Origin of the sequence: Paracoccus sp. FO-3 (assembly GCF_006386455.1) — a bacterium.
Taxonomy (GTDB): Bacteria; Pseudomonadota; Alphaproteobacteria; order Rhodobacterales; family Rhodobacteraceae; genus Paracoccus; species Paracoccus versutus.
Genome location: NZ_VCBQ01000062.1, coordinates 1 through 23,602, shown reverse-complemented (window position 1 = coordinate 23,602; position 23,602 = coordinate 1). Strand labels below are relative to the sequence as shown.

At 68.9% G+C, this 23,602-nt stretch carries 27 protein-coding genes, 1 tRNA gene and 1 pseudogene; 24 read left to right on the top strand and 5 right to left on the bottom strand.

Annotated elements, in window-relative coordinates:
* Positions 1-24: 24 nt before the first annotated feature.
* Positions 25-1,440, bottom strand: a complete 1,416-nt coding sequence (locus tag FE811_RS16855) for a capsule biosynthesis protein (RefSeq protein WP_116222464.1) — start codon at positions 1,438-1,440, stop codon at positions 25-27.
* A gap of 226 nt (positions 1,441-1,666) precedes the next feature.
* On the opposite strand from FE811_RS16855, the gene FE811_RS16850 reads away from it, so the two are divergent.
* From FE811_RS16850 to FE811_RS16815, 8 genes are all read left to right on the top strand, one after another.
* A complete protein-coding gene (locus FE811_RS16850) occupies positions 1,667-2,260 on the top strand; it encodes a riboflavin synthase (protein WP_116222353.1) in 594 nt (197 codons plus the stop codon).
* Positions 2,260-2,838 (top strand): hypothetical protein, encoded by a 579-nt coding sequence (locus tag FE811_RS16845; RefSeq protein WP_036751022.1) that lies wholly within the window; start codon positions 2,260-2,262, stop codon positions 2,836-2,838. Before FE811_RS16850 ends, FE811_RS16845 begins: the two co-directional genes overlap by 1 nt.
* Entirely contained in the window at positions 2,828-3,946 is a 1,119-nt protein-coding gene (gene ribB / locus FE811_RS16840; RefSeq protein ID WP_036751019.1) for a 3,4-dihydroxy-2-butanone-4-phosphate synthase, read from the top strand. Before FE811_RS16845 ends, ribB begins: the two co-directional genes overlap by 11 nt.
* A 4-nt stretch (positions 3,947-3,950) precedes the next feature.
* Positions 3,951-4,502, top strand: coding sequence for a 6,7-dimethyl-8-ribityllumazine synthase (locus FE811_RS16835; protein WP_036751016.1), 552 nt, complete (start codon positions 3,951-3,953; stop codon positions 4,500-4,502).
* On the top strand, positions 4,499-4,999 hold the full coding sequence (gene nusB, locus FE811_RS16830) for a transcription antitermination factor NusB (RefSeq protein ID WP_036751013.1): 501 nt from the start codon (positions 4,499-4,501) through the stop codon (positions 4,997-4,999). The genes FE811_RS16835 and nusB overlap by 4 nt, the downstream gene beginning before the upstream one ends.
* An 82-nt stretch (positions 5,000-5,081) precedes the next feature.
* Positions 5,082-5,387 carry a hypothetical protein gene (locus tag FE811_RS16825; protein WP_072462862.1) on the top strand — a complete coding sequence of 102 codons (306 nt, stop codon included), beginning with the start codon at positions 5,082-5,084 and terminating at the stop codon, positions 5,385-5,387.
* A 422-nt stretch (positions 5,388-5,809) separates the two neighbouring features.
* Positions 5,810-6,730 carry a YdiY family protein gene (locus FE811_RS16820; protein ID WP_036759386.1) on the top strand — a complete coding sequence of 307 codons (921 nt, stop codon included), beginning with the start codon at positions 5,810-5,812 and terminating at the stop codon, positions 6,728-6,730.
* Positions 6,731-7,065: 335 nt separating this feature from the next.
* Complete coding sequence (locus FE811_RS16815; protein WP_036759385.1) at positions 7,066-7,542, top strand: MmcB family DNA repair protein; 477 nt, start codon at positions 7,066-7,068, stop codon at positions 7,540-7,542.
* Here FE811_RS16815 and FE811_RS16810 read toward each other — a convergent pair.
* Entirely contained in the window at positions 7,523-7,750 is a 228-nt protein-coding gene (locus FE811_RS16810) for a DUF6324 family protein (protein ID WP_024844535.1), read from the bottom strand. The two genes, FE811_RS16815 and FE811_RS16810, sit on opposite strands and share 20 nt — an antisense overlap.
* 116 nt (positions 7,751-7,866) lie before the next feature.
* On the opposite strand from FE811_RS16810, the gene FE811_RS16805 reads away from it, so the two are divergent.
* The 3 genes from FE811_RS16805 to dusA all read left to right on the top strand — a co-directional run bounded on the left by FE811_RS16805 (position 7,867) and on the right by dusA (position 10,144).
* Positions 7,867-7,943: transfer RNA gene (locus FE811_RS16805), tRNA-His, on the top strand.
* 348 nt (positions 7,944-8,291) lie between these two features.
* Positions 8,292-8,867 carry an outer membrane protein gene (locus FE811_RS16800; RefSeq protein WP_255469756.1) on the top strand — a complete coding sequence of 192 codons (576 nt, stop codon included), beginning with the start codon at positions 8,292-8,294 and terminating at the stop codon, positions 8,865-8,867.
* A 266-nt stretch (positions 8,868-9,133) separates the two neighbouring features.
* Entirely contained in the window at positions 9,134-10,144 is a 1,011-nt protein-coding gene (dusA, locus tag FE811_RS16795; protein ID WP_140848149.1) for a tRNA dihydrouridine(20/20a) synthase DusA, read from the top strand.
* Here the strand turns inward: dusA and FE811_RS16790 are convergent.
* Together FE811_RS16790 and mazG are read right to left on the bottom strand one after the other, a co-directional pair.
* Entirely contained in the window at positions 10,128-11,027 is a 900-nt protein-coding gene (locus tag FE811_RS16790) for a phosphotransferase (protein ID WP_244295325.1), read from the bottom strand. The genes dusA and FE811_RS16790 overlap by 17 nt on opposite strands.
* Before the next feature lie 13 nt (positions 11,028-11,040).
* Complete coding sequence (gene mazG / locus FE811_RS16785) at positions 11,041-11,796, bottom strand: nucleoside triphosphate pyrophosphohydrolase (RefSeq protein WP_243785241.1); 756 nt, start codon at positions 11,794-11,796, stop codon at positions 11,041-11,043.
* Between the two features lie 411 nt (positions 11,797-12,207).
* Between mazG and yajC the strand changes: the two genes are divergently transcribed.
* From yajC to FE811_RS16730, 11 genes are all read left to right on the top strand, one after another.
* The gene (gene yajC, locus FE811_RS16780; protein ID WP_036759383.1) at positions 12,208-12,540 is read left to right on the top strand and encodes a preprotein translocase subunit YajC; all 333 of its coding nucleotides are present in this window, start codon (positions 12,208-12,210) and stop codon (positions 12,538-12,540) included.
* 16 nt (positions 12,541-12,556) lie between these two features.
* The gene (secD, locus tag FE811_RS16775; RefSeq protein WP_116222825.1) at positions 12,557-14,221 is read left to right on the top strand and encodes a protein translocase subunit SecD; all 1,665 of its coding nucleotides are present in this window, start codon (positions 12,557-12,559) and stop codon (positions 14,219-14,221) included.
* Positions 14,222-14,233: 12 nt separating this feature from the next.
* Positions 14,234-15,226 (top strand): protein translocase subunit SecF, encoded by a 993-nt coding sequence (gene secF / locus FE811_RS16770; RefSeq protein ID WP_116222824.1) that lies wholly within the window; start codon positions 14,234-14,236, stop codon positions 15,224-15,226.
* Entirely contained in the window at positions 15,226-15,582 is a 357-nt protein-coding gene (locus FE811_RS16765) for an Mth938-like domain-containing protein (protein ID WP_083539286.1), read from the top strand. The genes secF and FE811_RS16765 overlap by 1 nt, the downstream gene beginning before the upstream one ends.
* Positions 15,579-16,211, top strand: a complete 633-nt coding sequence (ccmA, locus tag FE811_RS16760; protein ID WP_114534713.1) for a heme ABC exporter ATP-binding protein CcmA — start codon at positions 15,579-15,581, stop codon at positions 16,209-16,211. Before FE811_RS16765 ends, ccmA begins: the two co-directional genes overlap by 4 nt.
* A 24-nt stretch (positions 16,212-16,235) precedes the next feature.
* Positions 16,236-16,892: a heme exporter protein CcmB gene (ccmB, locus tag FE811_RS16755; RefSeq protein ID WP_116222823.1), complete on the top strand. Its 657-nt coding sequence runs from the start codon at positions 16,236-16,238 to the stop codon at positions 16,890-16,892.
* Positions 16,893-16,944: 52 nt separating this feature from the next.
* Entirely contained in the window at positions 16,945-17,670 is a 726-nt protein-coding gene (locus tag FE811_RS16750; protein WP_036759376.1) for a heme ABC transporter permease, read from the top strand.
* Positions 17,667-17,810, top strand: a complete 144-nt coding sequence (ccmD, locus tag FE811_RS16745; protein ID WP_024844546.1) for a heme exporter protein CcmD — start codon at positions 17,667-17,669, stop codon at positions 17,808-17,810. Before FE811_RS16750 ends, ccmD begins: the two co-directional genes overlap by 4 nt.
* A gap of 13 nt (positions 17,811-17,823) precedes the next feature.
* The gene (locus FE811_RS16740) at positions 17,824-18,342 is read left to right on the top strand and encodes a DsbE family thiol:disulfide interchange protein (RefSeq protein WP_036759389.1); all 519 of its coding nucleotides are present in this window, start codon (positions 17,824-17,826) and stop codon (positions 18,340-18,342) included.
* Positions 18,343-18,533: 191 nt separating this feature from the next.
* A complete protein-coding gene (hisC, locus tag FE811_RS16735; protein WP_116222822.1) occupies positions 18,534-19,637 on the top strand; it encodes a histidinol-phosphate transaminase in 1,104 nt (367 codons plus the stop codon).
* On the top strand, positions 19,637-20,572 hold the full coding sequence (locus FE811_RS16730; protein ID WP_116222821.1) for a prephenate/arogenate dehydrogenase family protein: 936 nt from the start codon (positions 19,637-19,639) through the stop codon (positions 20,570-20,572). The genes hisC and FE811_RS16730 overlap by 1 nt, the downstream gene beginning before the upstream one ends.
* 173 nt (positions 20,573-20,745) lie before the next feature.
* Here the strand turns inward: FE811_RS16730 and FE811_RS16725 are convergent, their stop codons facing one another.
* Positions 20,746-21,753 (bottom strand): DUF2125 domain-containing protein, encoded by a 1,008-nt coding sequence (locus FE811_RS16725; protein WP_116222820.1) that lies wholly within the window; start codon positions 21,751-21,753, stop codon positions 20,746-20,748.
* A 92-nt stretch (positions 21,754-21,845) separates the two neighbouring features.
* Here FE811_RS16725 and FE811_RS16720 point away from each other — a divergent pair, with 92 nt between their 5' ends.
* Both FE811_RS16720 and FE811_RS16715 read left to right on the top strand, forming a co-directional pair.
* Complete coding sequence (locus FE811_RS16720) at positions 21,846-22,400, top strand: gamma-glutamylcyclotransferase (RefSeq protein WP_036759370.1); 555 nt, start codon at positions 21,846-21,848, stop codon at positions 22,398-22,400.
* Between the two features lie 216 nt (positions 22,401-22,616).
* A pseudogene (locus tag FE811_RS16715) lies at positions 22,617-23,602 on the top strand (hypothetical protein); the annotation flags it as partial.

Sequence of the window (23,602 nt, the reverse complement as noted above, 5' to 3'; positions counted from 1 at the left end):
GGGTTTTCCATATTTTTGCCCTGCTCAATCGTCCTTGCCGCCCATCTGTTGCCGATATTTGCCACGTCCGGCGAAAAGCGCCTGATAGGGATCCTCGGGCGCCAGGATCATGTCCACCACGATGCGCAGCGCATGGGCGCGGGACCGCGCGGCGTAAAACCCGCCCGGCACCTGGCTGCTTTCCAGCAGGAAGTCGCGATAGCGGCGATAGGCCAGGGCATGGGGCGGGCGCGGGTCGTGCAGGAATTCGTCCAGGCTCTGGTCCGAGACGAGGCCGGGCTTGTCGAAGACCGCCTGGCCCATGGCCTTGACCGGCAGCCCGCGCCACAGCGCCTGCTGCGCGGCGGTCGAGTTCACCGTCACCGCCGCATGGGCCTGGTTCAGCAGCCGCGCCAGCTTGCCGCCGCGCACGAAATGGACCCGGTCCTCGATCCCCAGCTCGCGCGCCCTGGCCAGGATGGCGTGGCGGATGCCGCCGCGCCCGTCCTCGAGCGGATGGGCCTTGAAGACGATGTGGTGGTGGCGCGGCGCCGAGCGGGCGAAGGCGGTCAGCACTTCGTCGGTGAACTCGGCCATGCGGCGATAGGGGGAATGGGCGACGAAGTTGGAATCATGTTCCAGCTGCATCAGCACCAGCACATAGGGAAAGCCGCCGCGGCGCACCGCCCCCGCCTCGCGCATGCGGGCCAGGGCGTGCAAGGGCGTCAGCAGGAAGCGGCGCAGGTTCAGCCGGAATTCCTGGAACACGCCGATCTGGCGGTGGGTGCGGTAGCCGGGATAGCGGCGGTTCGCCACCAGCACCAGGAAGTGATAGAGCGCGCCATAGAACTTGTGCTGGCGCATGTCGCCCCAGCGCGCCGGCGGGCGGTGCATCTCGGCGATGCGGTTGCGCAGGGCATTGCGCATCTCGCGCAGAGGGATGCGCATCAGCGCCGAATGCCCGTTCGAGCCGCCGCGCTCATAGGTGATCCAGAACGGGCGCAGATAGCCTTCCTCGAAGACATGCAGCACCAGGTCGTGGCGCCGCGCCGCCTCGCGCGCGGCGGCATGGACCGGGCGCACGTCGCCGTAAAGCACGATGTCGGTCACGCCCTTTTCGGTGACGATGCGGTCCAGGTGGTCGGGCCAGTCCTCGGGCCCGGTGTCGTGGCGGATGAACCGGGACGCGTCGGACCAGAAGAACTCGTCGCCGGCGTTGAAGCCGACGCGCCAGACCTGGGCGCCGGTGGCGCGCAAAAGCCGGCCGACGCGGTCGAAGAACGGGCCGTGCGGGCCCTGCAGCATCAGGAAGACGCGCTTGGCTGCGGGCAATGCGGCGGTCGCCGCCACCGGGACCAGCTTGCGCTGGGGCGGCGGCGGATCGGGCGGCGCAAGCGGGCGCTGGGGTGCCGCAGGCGCCGGGGCGGGGCGCAGATCGCGGACGTGGCGGGGGCCGGTCATGGGATTGAGCATATGAGCCTGGTGTCTGTTTGTGCAGGAATCGGGCTTTTCGCTACAGGCGGGGCCCAGCCACCGAGGTCATATTCCCTCTGATTGCACCAAAATCCCGCCGCTGTCACGGCCTTTCCTCATTTTGCCTTAATCGGCGCGGCCCCCGGCTGCGGCTTTGCTTGAAGATCGCGCGCCGAGGCTCTAGTTCTCGGGCAGCCAAAGGAAGGGGGCGTCCATGTTTACCGGCATCATCACCGATATCGGCGAGGTATCCCGCGTCGAGATGCGCGGCGACATGCGGGCGCGGATTTCCTGCCATTACGAGATGGCGGGGGTGGACCTGGGCGCCTCGATCTCCTGCGACGGCATCTGCCTGACCGTGGTCGAGAAGGGGGCGGACTGGTTCGACGTGGACATCTCGGCCGAGACCATCTCCAAGACCAACATCGGCGCCAACGGCTGGGCGCCCGGCAAGCGGCTGAACCTGGAACGCGCGCTGCGCGTCGGCGACGAGCTGGGCGGGCATATCGTCTCGGGCCATGTCGACGGCGTCGCGGTGATCGAGGAGATGCGCGACGAAGGCGGCAGCACCCGCATCACCCTGCGCGCGCCCAGGGCGCTGGCGCGCTTCATCGCGCCCAAGGGCTCGGTGGCGCTGAACGGCACCTCGCTGACGGTGAACGAGGTCGAGGGCGACCGCTTCGGCGTGAACGTCATCCCCCACACCCAGGCCGTGACCACCTGGGGCGAGATGCAGCCGGGCGACGAGGTGAACCTGGAAATCGACACGCTGGCGCGCTATGTCGCGCGGCTGGCCGAGGCGGGCTGATGGCCGGGATCGGCCATAACCGCGGTCCGGCGCTGTCCCCCGAGGCGGGCCGTGGCTTTCGCGCCCATGCCTGGACCGTGGCGCGGCGCGAGCTGCTGGGCGCGCGGCTGCCGGTCGAGGTGGTGCGCATGCAGGTCCGCCGGGCCAGGCAGCTGGGGCTGGACTACAAGACCTATGCCGGGGTGCGGGCGACGACCGGGCGCGACCTGGTGGCGTTTCTTTACTCGACGAATGCGCTGGGGGTGTTCCGCGACGGCCAGCCGGTCGGCGCGGCCGAGCGCCGGCGCATCGCCGAAAGTGCCGCCGCGCCGCATCTGGGCTGCGCGCCGGGGCTTGCGCCCGATGCGATCGCGGTGCAGATCGGGGCGGTCTCGGCCGAACGCCTGCCGCCCTTTGGCGCCAGCTGGTCGGCGATCCGGGACGGGATGAAGGGCTGGCTGCGGGCACGGGGCCTGCCCGGCGATGCGGTGCTGATGATCGGCGAGACCGGGCATGAGCGGGAAATGATGGTGGCAGGCGGGCTGGCGGGTTTCGTCACCGGCCGGCAATTCTTTGCAGGAGCGGCGGATGCAGTATGAAAAGCCGGGGCCGGTCGAGCGCGACTGGTCCGACGCGATCTCTCCCATCGAGGAGATCATCAACGAGGCCCGCAACGGCCGCATGTTCATCCTGGTCGACCACGAGGACCGCGAGAACGAGGGCGACCTGGTCATCCCCGCCCAGATGGCCACGCCCGAGGCGATCAACTTCATGGCCACCCATGGCCGCGGGCTGATCTGCCTGTCGCTGCCCGGCCCGCGCATCGACGCGCTTGGCCTGCAGCTGATGAGCCCCAAGAACTCCAGCCGGCACGAGACCGCCTTCACCATGTCGATCGAGGCGCGCGAGGGCGTGACCACCGGCATCTCGGCCCATGACCGCGCCCATACCGTCGCGGTGGCCATCGACCCCAGCAAGGGCGCGGCCGACATCGCCACGCCCGGCCATGTCTTTCCGCTGCGCGCCCGCGAGGGCGGCGTGCTGGTGCGCGCCGGCCATACCGAGGCGGCGGTGGACGTGGCGCGGCTGGCGGGGCTGAACCCCTCGGGCGTGATCTGCGAGATCATGAACGAGGACGGCACCATGGCGCGGCTGCCGGACCTGGTGGCATTCGCGCAGAAGCACGGGCTGAAGATCGGCACCATCAGCGACCTGATCGCCTATCGCCGCCGCCACGACAACCTGATCGCCGAGCGCGGCCAGCGCGCCGTGCATTCGATCCATGGCGGCGACTGGATGATGCGCATCTTCGCCGACGAGACCTCGGGGGCCGAGCATATCGTGCTGACCAAGGGCGACCTGACCGCGCCCGGCCCGGTGCCGGTGCGCATGCATGTGCTGGACCCGCTGCACGACGTCCTGGGCATCGGGCGCGAGAGCGCCGGCACCCTGGACGCCGCCATGCGCGTCATCGCCCAGGAGGGTAGGGGCGTCGTGGTGCTGTTTCGCGACCTCGAGCCGCGCCTGCCGCGCCAGGACGAGGTTTCCTCGCATGTGCTGCGCCAATACGGGCTGGGGGCGCAGATCCTCTCGGCGCTCGGCCTGTCCGAGCTGGTGGTGCTGACCAATTCGGCGCCGGTCAAGGTGGTCGGGCTTGACGCCTACGGGCTTTCGATCCATTCCACCCGCTCGATTCCCAAAGAGTGACGAAATGGCCGCCAGCATCGAACATGACCAATTGCCGCTGCCCCGGATCGAGGGCGGCGCGCGCCTGCTGATCGTGGTCGCGCCCTATTACCGCCAGATCGCCGACGGGCTGATCGCCGGCGCGCGCGGCGTGGCCGAGACCGCCGGCGCCACCGTCGATCTGGTCGAGGTGCCCGGCGCGCTGGAAATCCCCAGCGCCATCGCCCTGGCGGCCGGCCGCAACCTTTACGACGGCTATGTCGCGCTTGGCTGCGTGATCCGCGGCGAGACGACGCATTACGACACCGTCTGCAACGACAGCTCGCGCGGGCTGATGCTGCTGGGCCTGCAGGGCCATTGCATCGGCAACGGCATCCTGACGGTGGAAAACACCGCCCAGGCCGAGTTGCGCGCCGATCCGCAGGGCCAAAACAAGGGCGGCGGGGCCGCGGCCGCGGCGCTGCACCTGATCGCGCTCAAGCGCGGCTGGGCCGGGCAATCGCCGCGGGGCGACGCCCCGGTGCCGCGCGACGTGATCAAGCTGGCCGGCGAGATCGACGGGCCGGGCAGCGCATGAGCGGGGCGGGCGACAAGACGCGCCGCGACGGCGACCGGCAGGCGCGGCAGGCCCGCGCCGCGGCCGCGCGGCTTTATGCGGTGCAGGCGCTGTTCCAGATGGAGGCGGGCGGCCAGTCCGCCGACCGCGTGCAGCGCGAGTTCCTGAACTGGCGCATCGGCCGCGAGGACGAGGACGAGGACATGGTCTCGGCCGAGGCCGACCAGGCGCTGTTCACCCGCATCGTGGACGATGCCGTCACCTGGCAGTCGCGGATCGACCAGATGACCGACCGGGCGCTGGTGGCGAAATGGCCGATCGGCCGCATCGACCCGGTGCTGCGCTCGGTCTTCCGGGCCGCGGGCGCCGAGCTGGTGACGCCCAAGACCCCGCCCAAGGTGGTCATCGCCGAATATGTCCGCCTGTCGCAGGCCTTCTTCGCCGAGGGGCGCGAGTCGAAATTCGTCAACGCGGTGCTGGACCACATGGCGCGCGAGGCCCGTCCCGAGGCATTCTGACGCGGGGCGCGCGGGATTTTCCCCTCGGGCTTTGCCGCGATCCGCGCTAGAATGGCCGGGCTTGTCTGTTCCGGGAAAAAAGATGCCGCAACTCGTCCGGCTTTATATCGTCAGCATCGCCATCGGCTTCGCACTGGCGCTGGCCTTTACCGCGCTGCTTCTGGCGCTGGATGTCGGCACGCTGCGGCATCTGGTGACGGCCACGCGCGGCGGCTGGATCGCGGTGCTGATGCTGGTCGTCTTCCACACCATCCTGTTCTCGGGGGTGCAGTTCGGCATCCGCATCATGCTGATGGCCCGCAAGGATGGCCGCGGCGGCGGCCTGCGGCAGCGGATTCGCCCCAACCCCGCGCCCGCCATGGCCCCCGCCGCCACCCGCCCGCGCTGATTTCGCGGCCCCGCCCGGCAGGCGCTGCATTTTTGCGTCGCCACTGTGGACCTTTCGCAACAATTTCATCTCGGAAAGGCGCCGATCCGGTGCCTTTTTTTTGTGCAACGCCTTGCCGTCATCCCGGTGTTTCAGCATTGTCATCTTTCGTTAGCAATGTGGTGCCCTGTTACCCGCCTGAGGCCGCGCCGAAAATTTCGTGCAACCGGCGGGCGAAAAGGTTTCATCACGTTTTCGCATGATCCGTTTTCCGCCGATGGGCAGGTTCCCGCCGAATTTCACGTTTTTGCGAGTTTTTGCGCAGTTTTCCGGGCCTCTTTATCGTCGGGCGCGACGGTTCTACCTCTGGGCCAGCAGAGATGCTCGTGGTTCCGCAAGGGCGGTGCCACGGACACGAAACGGTTCGGAAAAGGACTGACACAATGAAGACGCTTGCTTACCTCGCCGGTGCCACCGCCCTGGCCGCCGCGTTCTCGGCCCCCGCTTTCGCGCAATCCGAAATCGCCACGGGCGCCGATGCCACCGGCATCACGGAAGTCAACGAACAGATGCGGGACGTCGAGGAGGCGGTCCGCGACGATTTCGACCGCTCGTCCGACGCCTATCGCTTCGGCAATCCCGAGCGCCGCCAAGGCGTGTTCGGCTCGGTCGCGCTGAGCTACGTCGGCCGCACCGGCAACAGCGAGAACCAGGACTTCAGCCTGGCCGGCCGCCTGTCGTCGAACCAGGGCCGCTTCTCGCAATCGGTCGGTATCCTGCTTGAATACGGCGAGAACAATGCCGGCGACACGGATACCGAAAAGACCTATGTCATCTACGAAGGCATGTATGACATCAACGATCGCTTCTACGGCTTCGCTCTGGGTCGTCTGACGACCGATGCGCTGGCCAACGATCCGGTCAGCCTGGCCACCGACGAGAGCTTCGCGGACTTGGACGGCCGCCTGAAGCGTGACGCCTATTTCGGCGTCGGTCCGGGTTACCGCGTGATCAACAACGACACCACCGCCTGGCGCGTGCAGGCCGCCGTCGGCGTGCGCTACACCAAGGCCGTGGACGTGATCGACCCGGTCGCCGAGACCTACGACTACAACACGGAAACCGAAGTCGGCTACCTGCTGTCGTCGCGTTTCTATCACCGGATCAACGACCAGTTCTTCATCACCAACGACACCGACTATCTGACCTCGGACGCGAACGATACCGCGACCAACGAACTGGGTCTGAACTTCAAGATGACGGAAGCCTTCGCGACCCGGATTTCCTATAAGACCGAGTATGTTTCGGATCGCGCGACCCGCACCGACAACACGCTGGGCGTGTCGCTGGTCTACGGCTTCTGATCGAGCAGAAGAAAAAGATCTCTCCTCTCTCTCCATGGGCGGCCTTCGGGCCGCCCCTTTTTGCATCGGGAGCAGGGGGAAAAGCGGTGGCGGGAACCGCAGCGACCGTGGCGGCGCAGGTTTCCCCGAAAGCCTGGATGTCCAGGTGGGAACCGGATAACGGGACCAGGGCCCCGACAGAGCCAGCCCCCTCGGTGAAGTTATAGGCCAGTGAGAAAGATGGCCGCGCACGAGAAGAGCAGAAACCCGCCAGCCCCAAAGATAGGACGGCCGCCCATGGGCTGCAAGGGCGGCGCGGGCTTGCACAATGTTTCCCTTTCGTTCATGGTGGGCGCATGAACAGCGCCGCCGATCCGACCGCCGATCTTCTGCCCGCCCTGCCGGGCCAGCGGCTTGCGCGCGGGGTGGCGCGGATGCTGGCCGGGCTGGGCCATGCGGCGCTGCCGGAATTTGTCCCGGCGGGCGGGCTGCGGGTCGACGTGATCTCGGTCACGCCCAGGGGCGAGATTTGGGTCGTCGAATGCAAGAGCTGCCGGGCCGATTTCGTCTCGGACCGGAAATGGCAGGGCTATCTGCAGTTCTGCGACCGCTTCTTCTGGGCGGTGGATGCCGATTTCCCCGAAGACCTGCTGCCCCAGGGCTCGGGCCTGATCCGCGCCGACAGCTGGGGGGCCGAGCTGGTGCGCATGGCCCCCGAATCGCGGCTGGCCGGGGCGCGGCGCAGCCGGCTTTTGCGCGACATCGCCCGCGTCTCGACCGCGCGGCTTCTGGCGCTGACCGATCCGATGGGGATCAGCGGCGCGGCTTCCTGACATCCTTGCCGGGTTTCGAGGGGCCGCCGATGCTGCGCGCGGCCTCGGCGGCGGCCAGCAGTTCCTCGGCGATTTCCTCGGCCTCGTCGGGGTCGAAGTCCAGCGGCAGGTCGACGTTCTCGGCCTCGACATAGATCCTGACCATGCCGCGGTCGGTGGGGCCGATCTGAAGATTGGCGGCGATGTCGCTTTGGCTGTTGATGCTCATGCTGGCTCTCCTGGCGCCTGGCCTCATGGATCCGGGGGATTTTCCTTAACCCGCATGCGAATTTCCGGCAAGACGGGCTTGCGCAGCCCGGTGGCTGGCGCTAGATACCCGCCTGTGCCGCCTTAGCTCAGTTGGTTAGAGCGCTAGATTGTGGATCTAGAGGTCCCCCGTTCGAGCCGGGGAGGCGGTACCATCCAATCAGCCACCAAGCGCAAGAAGCCGGACGGATCATGATCCGTGCAGGCGACGGCCGTTTGAACGCGGTGCGGCTTGCGCCCCAGCGATTCCCGGTCCAGGGCAGCGCCCCGTCGGTTGCCTGGGGCAGGGCGGCGGCCTGCTGTGCCGCGGCTAGGATGTCGTGTTTTCATCGGCGCGGGATCGTCGGCTTGAGCTTATAAAGCTCCGGCGCAGGCATGATATGCAAATGTCCGAGTCATAAAAATATCACATCGCCCTCGCGGCTTTTTCCGGCCGCTTTTCCGGTCGCGGCTTTGCCGATATGCGCCGCCGGCGAGCATTCGCATGACTTACGGAGATGAAGTTGAAAACTGCATTCTATGCCGCCGCGGCCAGCCTTGTTGCGGGCGCCTCCTTTGCCGGGGGATATGTTCCTCCGGTCGTTGAGCAGCCGGTGGCCGTCGCGCAAACCCGCGCCGATGTCGATTGGACCGGGTTCTATGCCGGTCTCCAATACGGGCAGGGCAGCCTCGACGCCTCGGTTCCCGGCGTCACCGTCGATGCGGGCGATTTCGACGCGCTTGGCCTGCACGCCGGTTATCTGCGCGATTTCGGCCAGTTCGTCCTGGGCGGCGAACTGGACTACAACAATGTCGAGCATGACGATTTCGACGGCAGCGCGGACCTGTGGCGCCTGCGCGCCCGTGCCGGCTACGACATGGGCAAGTTCCAGCCCTATGTGACCCTGGGTGCCGCGCGTCTTTCGGGCGAGGATGCCAAGGAAACCGGCCTGACCTATGGCATTGGCGCCGATTTCCTTTTGACCGACAATTTCTCGGCCGGCCTGGAATACAGCCATGCCGATTTCTCGGATGTGGACGGCACCAATATCGACCTTGATGCGGATATGGTCCAGATCCGGGCGTCGTATCGGTTCTGACAAAACCTGGCCGGTCGTTTATGACCGGCCGATGGTTGTCGCGACAATGAAGCCGCCCCATGGGCGGCTTTTCAATATCCCGGAAAGCACCCCTTGATGATTTCGGGGGTCGAATCCCCAAGGTGGCGCTGCCGGTGCCGCTGCGCTATAGACGGCGATGCCGTTCCAGGAGCGGCGCCGGGGCGGTGGTTCCCTGGGATTTGCCAAGACCCCGCGATTCGCAGGCGGGAACAAGACAGGATCGGGCGGCGCGACCAGTGCTGGAAATGGCTGAGACGGATAGTTTCATCAACAAAAACAACAGCGCGCGGCTTTCCGTCGCGCCGATGATGGATTGGACCGACAGCCTTTGCCGCCGCATCCACCGGCTGCTGTCACGCCGCGCGCTGCTTTATACCGAGATGGTGACGGCCCCGGCGCTGGTTTTCGGCGACCGGGCCAGGCTCCTGGATTTCGACGCGGCCGAGCATCCGGTGGCGTTGCAGCTGGGCGGCTCTGACCCGGCGCAGCTGGCCGAGGCGGCGCGGATCGGCGCCGATTGGGGCTATGACGAGATCAACCTGAACGTCGGCTGCCCCAGCGACCGGGTGCAATCGGGCTGTTTCGGCGCCGTGCTGATGACCCGGCCGGAACTGGTCGCCGAATGCGTCGCGGCGATGATCGCCGCCAGCCCGGTCGAGGTCACAGTGAAATGCCGCATCGGCGTGGACGATCAGCTGCCCGAGGCGGTGCTGCCCGATTTCATCGCCCGCATGCGCGACGTGGGCGTGCGCCGCATGACCATCCATGCCCGCAAGGCCTGGCTCCAGGGCCTGTCGCCGCGCGAGAATCGCGAGATTCCGCCGTTGGACTATCCGCTGGTGCATCGCATGAAGCAGGCGTTTCCCGACCTGCACCTGTCGATCAACGGCGGCATCGCCTCGCTCGATGCCGTGCGCGATCACCTGCGGGCGATGGACGGGGTGATGGTCGGGCGCGCGGCCTATCACCAGCCCTGGGACATCCTGGGCGAGGCCGACCGGCTGTGGGGCGAGGAGCCGCGCTTTGCCGGTCCGCTGGAGGCGGCGCGGGCGCTGCGCGACCTTGTCGATGCGCATCTTGCCCAGGGCGGGCGGCTGCATCAGGCGACGCGGCACATGCTGGGCCTGTTCCACGGCCGTCCCGGCGCGCGCGGCTGGCGGCGGCAATTGTCCGAAGGCGCATCGCGGGCCCGCGACCGGGTCGAGGCTCTGGCGGTCTATGACGCGGCGCTGGCCGAGGTCATGGCGCCGGCGTGACCTCGTCCTTGGCCCAGGCCCGCATCGCCCGGACCAGCGCCCGGCGCCGCACCGGCTGGCGGGCGCTGTCGAGATAATAGGCCAGCATTAATTCCCCGACCAGGAAACGCAGGATCGGCGTCTGGTCCGGCGCCAGCAGGCCCGGCACCCCGGCCAGAGCCTGCCAGTCGGCCAGGGCGATCCCGTCCCGCGTCCGTCCCGGCGGCTCCGCACGCCGGCTTTCCAGCCAGACCAGCAGCCGCGCCATGTCGCGGGCCAGCGCCATTTCGGTCGCGCCCTGCATGTCGATGGCGGTCAGCCGCAGCGCGCCGGGGCGGGGCTCGTCGGCGAAAAGGTTGTCGGGCGTCAGGTCGCCGTGGCAGAGCCCGCGCTCGACCGCGGCGCCGCGCAGCGGGGCGGCCTCGGCCCGCATCCGCCGCATGTGGCCGGCGACCAGGTCGGCGTCGATCCAGCCCCCCGAGGCCGCCGCGATCCGCGCCTCGAGCCCGTTGAGCCAGAAGCGCGGGCCGAAGGTGCCGCGGGCGCGCGTCGCGGCGGCCAGGTGGCGCAGCCAAACCCCGATGCGCGCGATCAGCGCGGCGCGTTCCACCGGGTCCGCCTCGGCCAGCAGCTGCGCCATGGGCCGGCCCGGAGCCGGCGCGGTGATCAGGATACCGCGTTCGGGCAGGGCCAGCAGGGGCGGGGCGACGGCGTCGAGATCCTGCCCCAGCAATTCGGCCGCCCGATGCAGCCGCACCAGGGCCTGGGTCACGCCGGCGGCGGGATCGGCGCCGCGGAACTGCCGGAGCCAGGCCGGCCGCCCGTCCAGCCGGACCTGCACCACCAGCCGGTCGGGCCGGTCGCGCGCCACGCGCAGCGGCTCGATCCCGGCCAGCGGCGGCAAGGCGGCCAGCGGATCAGGCGCGTTCGGCAGCCTTGGCCTCGTTCCACAGCGCGTCCATCTCGGCCAGGTCGCTGTCCTCGGGGCGGCGGCCCTGGGCGGCGAGCGCCGCCTCGATGGAGCGGAAGCGGCGGGTGAACTTGGCATTGGCCAGGCGCAGCGCCTCCTCGGGGTCGATCTTCAGATGCCGGGCCAGATTCGCCATCACGAACATCAGGTCGCCGAATTCCTCGGTCAAATGGGCGTGATCGGAGCCGCCCCTGGCCTCGACCAGCTCGCGCGCCTCCTCGGTGATCTTGTCCAGCACCTCGGCCGGGCCGGGCCAGTCGAAGCCGACGCGGGCGGCGCGGTTCTGCAGCTTGACCGCGCGGGTCAGCGCCGGCAGGCCAAGCGCCACCCCGTCCAGCACGCCGCGTTCCGCCTTGGCGGCGCGTTCGCGGGCCTTGATCGCCTCCCAATCCTTGATCTGTTGGGCGGCGGACTTGTCGCGGGATTCGTCGCCGAAGATATGCGGGTGGCGGTCGATCATCTTGTCCGAGATCTTCTCGACCACGTCGGCAAAGTCGAACATGCCCGCCTCGGCCGCCATTTGCGCGTGGAAAACCACCTGCAGCAGCAGGTCGCCCAGCTCGCCAGGCAATTCGTCCCAGGCTTCGCGCGCGATGGCGTCGGCGACCTCATGCGCCTCTTCGATGGTATAGGGCGCGATCGAGGCGAAGTCCTGCTCGATGTCCCAGGGGCAGCCGGCCTGCGGGTCGCGCAGCGCGGCCATGATCGCCAGCAGGCGGCGGATGCCGGTGCGATCGGCCGCATCGCGGGCCAGTGCGGGATGGTCCGGCGCGGGATGGGGCGCCTTGTCCTCAGCCATCGTGATCCCCCTTGCTAGGCTTGGCCCGCATTGACCTGCCACAGCTCGCCGCCCGTGTCCACGGCACCTTTCAGCGGGGGCTTTGCCCCCAGCGCGTTCCGCGCTTCCCCCAGGATATTTTGACACGAAAGAAGCGCGGGCCTTTCTTTCGTGCCCAAATATCCCGGGGGAGTCCGAAGGACGGGGGCGGAGCCCCCCTGCGCCAGTGCGGCGAGCAGCCATCGGCTTTCTTGCCATCGGTCCGAGCCGCGGATAGGGTGCGCGCCAATTCCGCCGGGGGATCGCCCGGAGAACGACAGCACAGGGATAGACTTAATGCTCGTGACCCCCGCCTATGCCCAGGCCGCCGGAGGCGCTTCCGGCGCTGCAGGACTCGCCTCGTTCCTGCCGCTCATCCTGATCTTCGTCATCATGTATTTCCTGATGATCCGCCCGCAGCAGAAGCGCGTGAAGGAACATCGCGCCATGGTCGAGGCGCTGAAGAAGGGCGACGAGATCGTGACCCAGGGCGGGCTGATCGGCAAGGTGACCTCGGTGCGCGAGAACGAGCTCGAGGTCGAGATCGCCCCCGGCGTCAAGGTCCGCGTGATCCGCTCGACCGTGACCGGGCTCGTGAACCGCACCCAACCCGCCGCCGCCAACAGCTGAAGAACCGCATCCCGCCATGCTGGACATCCCATTCTGGAAGCGTCTGCTGATCCTGGGGCTCGTCGCCCTGGGTCTGCTCTATGCCATGCCGAACCTGTTCTACAGCCGGGTCGAGCAGCATAACGACGCCGTCACCGCCGCCGAACGCAACGGGTTCGAATCCCAGGAAGACGCCGCCGCCCGCGCCGGCTGGCCCGACTGGCTGCCCTCGGGGTTGGTCAACCTGGGCCTGGACCTGCGCGGCGGCGCCCATCTTCTGGGCGAGGTGCATGTCCGGGATGTCTACAAGGCGCGCATGGATGCGCTTTGGCCCGAGCTGCGCGACGCGCTGGCGGCGCAGCGCGACGTGGTAGGCGCCGTCCGCCGCGTCCAGGCGCCCGAGGGGCAGCTGGCGGTCGAGATCGGCAATCCCGACCAGATGGCCAAGGCGGTCGAGATCGCCCGCGGCCTTGCCGTGCCCGTCACCTCGCTGACCGGCGCGGGGCAAAGCGACCTGGCGATCTCGGCCTCGGGCAACCGGCTTACCGTGCAGCTTTCGGATGCGGAAAAGGCCGCGACCGACGACCGCACCGTGCAGCAGAGCCTCGAGATCATCCGCCGCCGCATCGACGAGGTCGGCACGCGCGAGCCGACGATCATGCGCCAGGGCAAGGACCGCATCCTGATCCAGGTGCCCGGCATCGGCTCGGCCGAGGAGCTGAAGCAGCTGATCGGCACCACGGCGAAGCTGACCTTCAACCCGGTGGTCAGCCGCATCGCCGACGCCAACGCCCGCCCCGGCACCGGCAATGTGCTGCTGCCCTCGATGGACGAGCCCGGCGTCTATTACGTGATCGAGGAAAGTCCGGTCGTCACCGGCGAGGATCTGACCGACGCCCGGCCCAGCTTCGACCAGAACGGCGCGCCGGCGGTCGATTTCCGCTTCGGCCCCTCGGGCGCCAAGCGGTTCGGGGCCTATACCTCGGCCAATATCGGCCAGCCCTTCGCCATCGTGCTGGACAACCAGGTGATCTCGGCCCCGGTGATCCGGCAGGCGATCACCACCGGCTCGGGCCAGATCTCGGGCGCGATGAACGTGGACGAATCGACCCGTCTGGCCGTGCTGCTGCGCGCCGGCGCCCTGCCGGCCGAGATGACCTTCCTGGAAGAACGCACCATCGGCCCGGAGCTGGGGCAGGATTCGATCGACGCCGGCCGGCTGTCCTCGATCATCGCCACGGTCGCCGTGGTGGCCTATATGGTCGCAAGCTACGGGCTGTTCGGCGTCTTCGCCTCGATCGCGGTGATCGTCAACGTCATCCTGATCCTGTCGGTCATGTCGATGATGGGGGCGACGCTGACGCTTCCCGGCATCGCCGGCATCGTGCTGACCGTCGGCACGGCGGTGGATGCCAACGTCATCATCTACGAACGCATCCGCGAGGAACTGCGCGCCGGCAAGCGCATCGTCAAGGCCATCGACGACGGCTTCAGCGAGGCGATGTCGGCGATCATCGACGCCAACGTCACCAGCTTCATCGCCGCCGCGGTGATGTTCTTCCTGGGCTCGGGTCCGGTCAAGGGCTTCGCGGTCACGCTGACCATCGGCCTTGTCACCTCGGTCTTTACCGCGATCTACCTGACGCGGCTGATGATCGTGTTCTGGCTGGAATGGCGCAAGCCCAAAGAACTGATCTTGTAAGGGAGCAGGACCATGGCATTTCGTCTGAAACTCGTTCCCGACAACACCGCCTTCAACTTCTTCCGCTGGCAATGGCTGACCTTCGGCGTCTCGGCCGCGGCCATGGTCGGATCGGTCCTGCTGCTGCTGGTGATGGGGCTGAACTTCGGCATCGACTTCAAGGGCGGCACCACCATCCGCACCGAAAGCCCGACCGCCTTCGAGGTCGGCGACTATCGCCAGGCGATGAGCGATCTGGACCTGGGCGATGTCTCGATCACCGAGGTCTTCGACCCCGCCTTCGGCACCACCAAGCATGTCGCCATGATCCGCATCGGCACGACCGACGAGACCGGATCGGTCACGCCCGAGCAGCTGAACGAGATCGAGGCGGCGCTGAAGACCGTCGATCCGCAGGTGGTCTTTGCCGCGGTGGAATCGGTCGGCCCCAAGGTCTCGGGCGAGCTGATCAAGACCGCCCTCTATGCGGTGGGTGCCGCGACCATCGGCATCATGTTCTATATCTGGCTGCGCTTCGAATGGCAGTTCGCGCTGGGGGCGGTGATCTCGCTGATCCATGACGTGCTGCTGACGGTCGGGCTGTTCTCGCTGTTCCAGCTGCGCTTCGACCTGACCACCATCGCGGCGCTGCTGACCACGCTGGGCTTTTCGTGCAACGATACGGTCGTGGTCTTCGACCGGCTGCGCGAGAACCTGATCAAGTACAAGACGCGGCCGCTGCTCGACCTGATGAACCTGACCTGCAACGAGACGCTGTCGCGCACCATCATGACGGCGGTGACGACCGCCATCGCGCTGACCGCCATGCTGATCTTTGGCGGCGACGTGATCCGCGACTTCGTCATCGCCATGCTCTGGGGCGTGATCGTGGGCTGCTATTCGACGATCTATGTCGCCAAGAACATCGTGCTGTGGCTGGGCGTCAAGCGCGACTGGTCCAAGCCCGATCCCAAGGAAAAGGCGCCGGGTGAGGACATTCCCGCCGCCTTCCGGGACGCGCCCTGATGCCGATGATGGTGCCGACGGAATTTTCCGGGGCCGTGCCGGTGGACGGCTACGGCCCCGGCTTCTTTCGCGTCGGCGGCGTGGTGCATCATGGCGGGGTGATCGTCACCGCCGCGGGCGTGCAGCCCTGGGGCGGGCTGGATGACCGCGCCCCCCTGCTGGCGCTGGCCGGCCAGGTGGACGTGCTTTTCCTGGGCATGGGGGCCGAGATCGCCTTTCCGCCGCGCGACCTGGCCGCGGCGCTGGACGCCGCGGGGGTGATGGCCGAGCCGATGAACTCGCCCTCGGCCGCGCGCAGCTACAACGTCACGCTGTCCGAAGGCCGGCGCGTGGCCTGCGCGCTGATCCCGCTATGAGCCTGCTCGCGGTCCGCGACCTGGCCGTGGCGCGGGGCGGGCTGCGTGCCGTCGAGGGCGTCAGCTTCAACCTGGAGGCCGGCGGCGCGCTGGTGCTGCGCGGGCCGAACGGCGTCGGCAAGACCACGCTTCTGCGCACGCTGGCCGGGCTGCAGCCGCTGGTCGCCGGAGTGATCGAGGCCGCGCCCGACGCCATCGCCTATGCCGGCCATTCCGACGGGCTGAAGCCGGCGCTGACCGCGGCCGAGAACCTGCGCTTCTGGTCCGAGATCTTCGGCGGCCATGACATCGCCGGAGCGCTGGAGGCGATGAACCTGCGCGACCTGGCCGACCGCCCGGCGCATGCGCTTTCCGCCGGGCAGAAGCGGCGGCTGGGGCTGGCGCGGCTGATGGTGACGGGCCGCCCGGTCTGGCTGCTCGACGAGCCGACGGTATCGCTGGATCGCGATTCGGTGGCGCTGTTCGCCGGGATGCTGCGCGCCCATCTGGGGCGGGGCGGGGCGGCGGTGATCGCCACCCATATCGAGCTGGGCCTGCCCGAGGCCGAGATCCTGGAGCTTGGCCCCTATCGCGCCACCCGCACGCGCCGCGAATCGCGGCCGGCCGGTTTCAACGAGGCATTCGGATGAGGGCGGCCAAATGAGGATGCGCGGATGAAGGCGCTGCTGATCCGCGACCTGCGGCTGGCCACTCGCGCCGGCGGTGGCTTCGGCCTGGCGCTGGCGTTCTTCCTGATCGTCTGCACGCTGGTCCCCTTCGGCGTCGGCCCCGAGGGCGGCCAGCTTTCGCGCATCGCGCCGGGCATCCTGTGGGTCGGGGCGCTGCTCTCGTGCCTGCTGTCGCTCGACCGCATCTTTGCGCTGGATTTCGAGGATGGCAGCCTGGACCTGCTGGCCACGGCGCCCCTGCCGCTGGAGGGGACGGTGGCGATCAAGGCCTTCGCGCATTGGCTGGTGACGGGCCTGCCGCTGGCGCTGTCGGCGCCGGTCTTCGGGCTGCTTTTGCACCTGCCGGGGCCGGCCTATCCCTGGCTGGTCGCCTCGCTGATGCTGGGCACGCCGACGCTGTCGATGCTGGGCGCCTTCGGCGCGGCGGTGACGGTGGGGCTGCGTCGTGGCGGGCTGCTGATGTCGCTGCTGGTGCTGCCGCTCTACGTGCCGACGCTGATCTTCGGGGCCGAGGCGGTGCGGCGCGGTGCCGCAGGGGCCGATCCGGTGACGCCTTTGGTCTTCCTGGCGGCGATCACGCTGGCCACATTGGCCCTGGCGCCCTTTGCCGCAGCCGCTGCGCTGCGTGTCAATCTGCGGTGAATGCGACCACTGGCCACTTGAGCGGGCGACGCGCCCGATTTAGGAAGCGAATATGTCAATCTGGGAATATGCCAACCCCGTCAAGTTCATGCGCACCTCGGGCGCCGTGCTGCCCTGGGTGGCCGCGGCGGCGGCGGTCTGCACCGTGGCGGGGCTGGTCTGGGGCTTTCTGACGCCCCAGGACTACAAGCAGGGATCGACGGTCAAGATCATCTTCCTGCACGTCCCCGCCGCGCTGATGGCGATCAACATCTGGCTGATGATGCTGGTGACCTCGCTGATCTGGCTGGTCCGGCGCCACCACGTCAGCGCGCTGGCCGCCAAGGCCGCGGCGCCCGTCGGCGCGGTGATGACGCTGATCGCGCTGATCACCGGGGCGATCTGGGGCCAGCCGATGTGGGGCACCTGGTGGGAATGGGATCCGCGGCTGACCTCGTTCCTGATCCTGTTCCTGTTCTATCTGGGCTACATGGCGCTGTGGGGGGCGGTCGAGAATCCCGACAGCGCCGCCGACCTGACCGGGGTTCTGTGCCTCGTGGGCTCGGTCTTTGCGCTGCTGTCGCGCTATGCGGTGAACTTCTGGAACCAGGGGCTGCACCAGGGCGCCTCGCTGTCCATGGCGCCGGGCGAGCGGATGTCGGCGGTCTATCGCTATCCGCTCTACCTGACCATGGCGGGGTTCTTCCTGCTGTTCCTGGCGCTTTTGCTGGTCCGCACCCGGACCGAGATCCGCCGCCGCCGCCTGGCGGCCCTGCTGGCGAGGGAGAATCGCGCATGACCGAACTTGGCAAATATGCCGGGACCGTCCTGGCGGCCTATGGCGCAAGCCTGGTGCTGCTGGTCGGCATCGTCGTCCAGACCGTGCTGGCCAATGCCCGCGCCCGCCGCGAATTGCAGGAGCATGAGCGCCGTGGCTAGGATCTCGCCGATGATGCTGTTGCCGGTGGCGGTGTTTGCCGGTTTCGCCGGGCTTTCCGGCTGGGCGCTGCTGCGCGACGATCCCGACGCGCTGCCCTCGGCCATGATCGGGCGCGAGGCGCCTTCGGTCGGCGAGACCACGCTGCCCGGCAAGGTGCAGCTGACCGACGAGATGCTGCGCCAGCCGGGGGTGAAGCTGGTGAATTTCTGGGCCAGCTGGTGCCCGCCCTGCCGCGCCGAGCATCCGACGCTGACCGAGCTTTCGGCCAAGCTGCCGGTCTATGGCGTCGACCTGAAGGATCCCGAGGGCGCCGCGCTGGGGTTCCTGTCCGAGCATGGCGACCCCTATCACGCGCTTGCCACCGATCCGCGCGGGCGGGTGGCGATCGACTGGGGCGTGACCGCGCCGCCCGAGACCTTCATCATCGACGGTTCGGGCCGCATCCTTTACCGCTATGCCGGGCCGCTGGTGCGCGAGGATTACACCAACCGCTTCCTGCCCGAGCTGGAGAAGGCGCTGGCGGCCGAGTGACGGCGCCGCCGGGCCGGCTGCGGCCTTGCATGGGTATTTTCGGAACGAAGAAGCCGGGGGAGACCGGCGGCGCCGGCGCATGCCGCGCGCCGTCGCGGGAGTATTTGGAAAACGGTGATGGCGGCGGGCCGACGAGGCTTTCCAAGCCTTTCTCCGGGCGCTAAGACGGCCGGGCTTGCAAGAGGGCCGCCATGTCGCAGAACCAGACGACCATCGCTCCGCAACCCGGCATCATGGAGATCTCGCTTTACGAGGGCGGGGCCTCGAAGGTGGCGGGGGTCGAGAATGTCGTGAAGCTTTCCTCGAACGAGAACCCCTTCGGGCCGTCGGACAAGGCGCGCGAGGCGGTGATCCGCGCCGCCCATGCGCTGCACCGCTATCCCAATACCGACCATGCCGGGCTGCGCGCTGCCATCGGCGAGGTGCATGGGCTGGACCCGGACCGCATCATCTGCGGCGTCGGCTCGGACGAGATCATCCATTTCCTGTGCCAGGCCTATGCCGGGCCGGGGACCGAGGTTCTGTTCACCGAGCATGGTTTCCTGATGTATCGCATCTCGGCCCATGCCGCCGGGGCGACCCCGGTGCAGGTGGCCGAACGCGACCGGGTGACGGATGTGGACGCGCTGATCGCCGGGGCGAGCGAGCGCACGCGGCTGATCTTCGTCGCCAATCCCAACAACCCGACCGGCACCATGATCGGCCTGCCGGAGCTGGAGCGGCTGGCCCGCGCCGTGCCGCAGGCGATCCTGGTGGTCGATGCGGCCTATGCCGAATATGTCGAGGATTACGACGGCGGCGCCGAGCTGGCGAGCCGGCTGCCCAACGTGTTCATGACCCGGACCTTCTCGAAGATCTACGGGCTGGGCGGGCTGCGCGTCGGCTGGGGTTACGGCCCGCGCGAGATCGTCGATGTGCTGAATCGCATTCGCGGCCCCTTCAACCTGTCCAATGTCGCGCTGGAGGGGGCCGAGGCCGCCATGCGCGACCGCGAGCATATCGCCCGCTGCCAGGCCGAGAATGCCCGCATGCGCGCCTGGCTGGCCGAGGCGCTGGCCGAGAAGGGCGTGCCCTCGGACACCTCCTGCGCAAATTTCATCCTGGCGCGTTTTGCCGATGTCGAGACCGCGGGGGCCTGCGACGAATATCTGAAGGCGCAGGGGCTGATCGTGCGTCGCGTCGGCGGCTACGGCCTGCCGCATTGCCTGCGCATCACCGTGGGCGACGAGGCGTCCTGCCGGCGCGTGGCCCATGTCATCGGCCAGTTCATGGCCGAGCGCGCGGGAAGCCGCTGATGGCCGCGATCTATGACCGGGTGGCGCTGATCGGGCTGGGGCTGATCGCCGGCTCGATGTCGCTGGCCATGCGCGAGGCGGGGCTGGCGCGCGAGGTGGTGGGCCATGCCCGCAGCCCCGAGACCCGCGCCGTCGCGCGCGAGATCGGGCTGGTCGACCGCGTGGCCGAGAGCGCGGCCGAGGCGGTGGCGGGGGCCGACCTGGTGGTGCTGGCCGTGCCGGTGGGCGCCATGGGCGCGGTCGCGGCCGAGATCGCGCCGCATCTGAAGCCCGGCGCGACCGTGACCGACGTGGGCTCGGTCAAGCAGGCGGTGATCGAGGCGGTGGCGCCGCATATCCCCGCGGGCGTGCATTTCATCCCCGGCCATCCGCTGGCCGGGACCGAGCATTCCGGCCCCCGTTCGGGCTTTGCCGCGCTGTTTCGCAACCGCTGGTGGCTGCTGACCCCCGTCCCGGACAGCGATCTGGCGGCGGTCGAGCGGCTGTCGGTGCTGATCCGCGCCATGGGTGCCAATGTCGAGGCGATGGACGCCGCCCATCACGACCTGGTGCTGGCTGTGACCAGCCATACGCCGCATCTGATCGCCTATACCATGGTGGGGGTGGCCGATCACCTCAAGCGCGTCACCGAAAGCGAGGTCATCAAGTATTCGGCGGCGGGTTTTCGGGACTTCACCCGCATCGCCGCCTCGGACCCGACCATGTGGCGCGACGTGTTCCTGCAGAACAAGGAGGCGGTGCTGGACATCCTGGGCCGCTTTACCGAGGAGCTTTTCGTGCTGCAGCGCGCGATCCGCATGGGCGACGGGGCGCATCTGCACGATTACTTCACCCGCACGCGGGCGATCCGGCGCGGCATCATCGAGGCCGGGCAGGACACCGCGGCACCGGATTTCGGCCGCAGCCTGGCGGCGGGCGAGACGCCCAAGCCCTAGCAGGCTGCTGAAAAAGTCCTTGCGACAGGACAGCGTGGGCGGGGAACCGGGAAATCCGCCTCAAATTGCCGAAAACACCCCATTTCCGGGCCGATATTCGCTGGATCCAGAACGATTTCCGCTGCGTCGCCCTCTCAAAATCCTTTTTCAGCAGCCTGCTAGCGGCGCGGGCCCTAGCGGCGCGGGAAGGCCGGGGCCGGGCCCAGCACCATCGGGCCAAGGCTCGTCCTGCCCTCGGCGAAGCTGAGCGGCAGGCGCAATTCGCCCTCGGCCGGGGGCGGGAAATCCTGGCCCGCATCCTCGGGCAGCGGCAGGTCCGAGATGTTCTTGAGCATGGTGCCGGCCAGCGTCACCACCCTGGTCGGGATCAGTCCCGCCGTGGCCGCGGCCTGCAACAGCGCCTCGGCATCCCTGGTGTAAAGCACCAGCCGGCCCTGGGCGCGGCCCTGGGCATCGGCCTCGATTCGGCCCAGGATGCGGGCCTGCACCGCGCCCAGGCGCAATTCGGCATCGTCGAGCCGCAGCCCCACCGGCAGCGGCGCCCGGTCGGGGTCCAGCGTCGCCGGACGGGGCAGGGCGTCCAGCCAGACCCGGCCGGTGGCGGCCAGGCTGAGCCGGCCGGGCAGGGGCAGGGTCGCGAACAGGCCGGGTTCCAAATCGTCCAGGTCCAGCTCCAGGTCATAGGCGGCCGCGGCGGCCTCCGGCGCATCGGCGTCGAGGTCGCGCTGCACGGCGTTGGCGTGCAGCCGCGTGGCGAGCGCCGCGCCCTCGACCGTCAGCGGGCCGGCCTCGATCCCGGCCGAGGCCATGGCCAGCCCGTTCAGCGGCTGCACGCGCAGCCGGGCGGCGGCATCGCCAAGCCCCAGCGCCACGGGGCCCGAGCCGGGGTCCAGCGTCGCGCCGGGCGGCAGGGCCAGCCGCAGCTCCGTGGGCCGCAGCGGGCTGAGCCAAAGCTCCGCCTGCGGCAGTTCGACGCGGCCGAGGTCGGTCTGCATCCCCAGCGCCAAGGCGCGCACCCCGATCCGGCCCGGCTCGCGCAGTTCCTGCACCGCGCCCAGCTCGGCCGCGGGTTGCCCGGCCGCGATCCGGCGCAGCTGCTGCGCCATCAGGCTTTCCCCGCCCAGCCACAGGCCGCCCAGGATCAGGGCAAGAACGATCAGGGGGGCAAGCAATCGGCGCATCCGGTCCTCGGGGGTTTCATGGCGTCTTGGAACGCCGGCCCTGCTGTCCTAAGTTTTTCCTGACCGAATTATCTAGGGCGCCGGGGTAAAGAATGGGTGAACGGCCGGAGCATTGGGTCTTTGCCTATGGCTCTTTGATGTGGGATCCGGGCTTTCCCGTGGCCGAGATGGTGCCCGCGACGCTGGACGGCTATGCCCGCAGCTTCTGCCTGCGCTCGATCGTCTATCGCGGCACCAGCGAGACGCCGGGGCTGGTCCTGGGGCTGGAGGCCGATCCGGGGGCGCATTGCCGGGGCCTGGCGCTGCGCGTGGCCGAGCCGGACTGGGAAGAGACGCTGTCCGGCCTGCGCGCGCGCGAGCTGACCACCAACGCCTATGCCGAGCTTTTCCTGCCGCTGGCGCTGGACGACGGCCGCGGCGTCGAGGCGATCGCCTATGTGATCCGGCGCGATCACGACCAATATGCCGGCCCGCTGGAGCTGCACGAACAGGCCCGCATCATCGCCGTGGCGCAGGGCGGGCGGGGGCCGAACGCGGATTACCTGTTCAACACCGCCCGGCACCTGGCGCAGATGGGCATCGAGGACCAGGCCCTGGACGAGCTGGCGCGGCAGGTCCGCGGGCTGTTGCACCCCGGCGGGGGATAGGCGCGATTTCCCCTGGCGAGGGCGCTTGGCAGGCGCGGGTCCGGCCTCTACAGTCGGCTCGGAAAACAGCAAGGGGGTGGAACTTGTCCCGANCCCGCCGCGCCGGAAGGCCGCCGCTCTCGCGCCGCCCGGCTGGCGGCCACGCGCGACGGGGGGCCGGGCGGGACCGGGCCGTCGCAGCCGCAATTCTCGCAGCCCGTCCGGCAGATCCTGCTGATGCTGATCGTGCTGGTGCTGGTCGTGGCCGGCGCCTGGTTCGCCTATGGCCGCATCCTGTCGATCTTTCATTCGAACGAATACCTGAACGGGCTGATCCTGGCCGTCTTCGTCATGGGCGTGCTGGGCTGTTTCTGGCAGGTGGCCGAGCTGGTCAAATCCGTCAGCTGGATCGAGCGTTTCGCCGCCCGCCGCCGCAATGCCGCCGAGCGCGGCGTCAGCGCGGCCGAGCCGGCGGGGCCGGACGATGCGCCGCGGCTGCTGGCGCCCCTGGCCGCGCTGCTGGGCCAGCGCGGGCCGGTGGGCGGGGCGATCTCGACCGAATCCTCGCGCTCGATCCTGGAATCGGTGGCGACGCGGATCGACGAGGCGCGCGACATCACCCGTTACCTCGCGAACCTGCTGATCTTCCTGGGCCTGTTGGGGACGTTCTACGGGCTTGCGACCACGGTGCCGGCCGTGGTGGACACGATCCGCGCGCTTTCGCCCAAGGATGGCGAGACCGGGCTCGAGGTCTTCAACAAGCTGATGACGGGGCTGGAATCGCAGCTGGGCGGCATGGCCACGGCCTTTTCCAGCTCGCTCCTGGGCCTGGCCGGCTCGCTGGTGGTCGGGCTGCTGGAGCTGTTCGTCGCCCATGGCCAGAACCGCTTCTATCGCGAGCTCGAGGAATGGATGTCGGGCTTTACCCGCATCGGCCTGGGCGGCAGCGACGGGCAGGGGCTGGGCGAGGCGGCGCTGGCCGGCTTCATCGAGCGGGTCGAGGCGCAGATGACCGGCCTGCAGGACTTCTACCTGCGCCGCGACGAATTGCGCGACCAGGAGGCCGCCGCCGCCGACCAGCGCTCGCTGGCGCTGGCCGAGGGGGTGGAGCGGCTGGCCGGGCTGCTGGGGTCGGACCGTGACCGGCTGGGCGAGACGCTGGCCGCCGAGCGCGAGGCGACCGCGCAGGCCCTGGCCGGGGTCGAGCGGGCGATCGGCGGGCT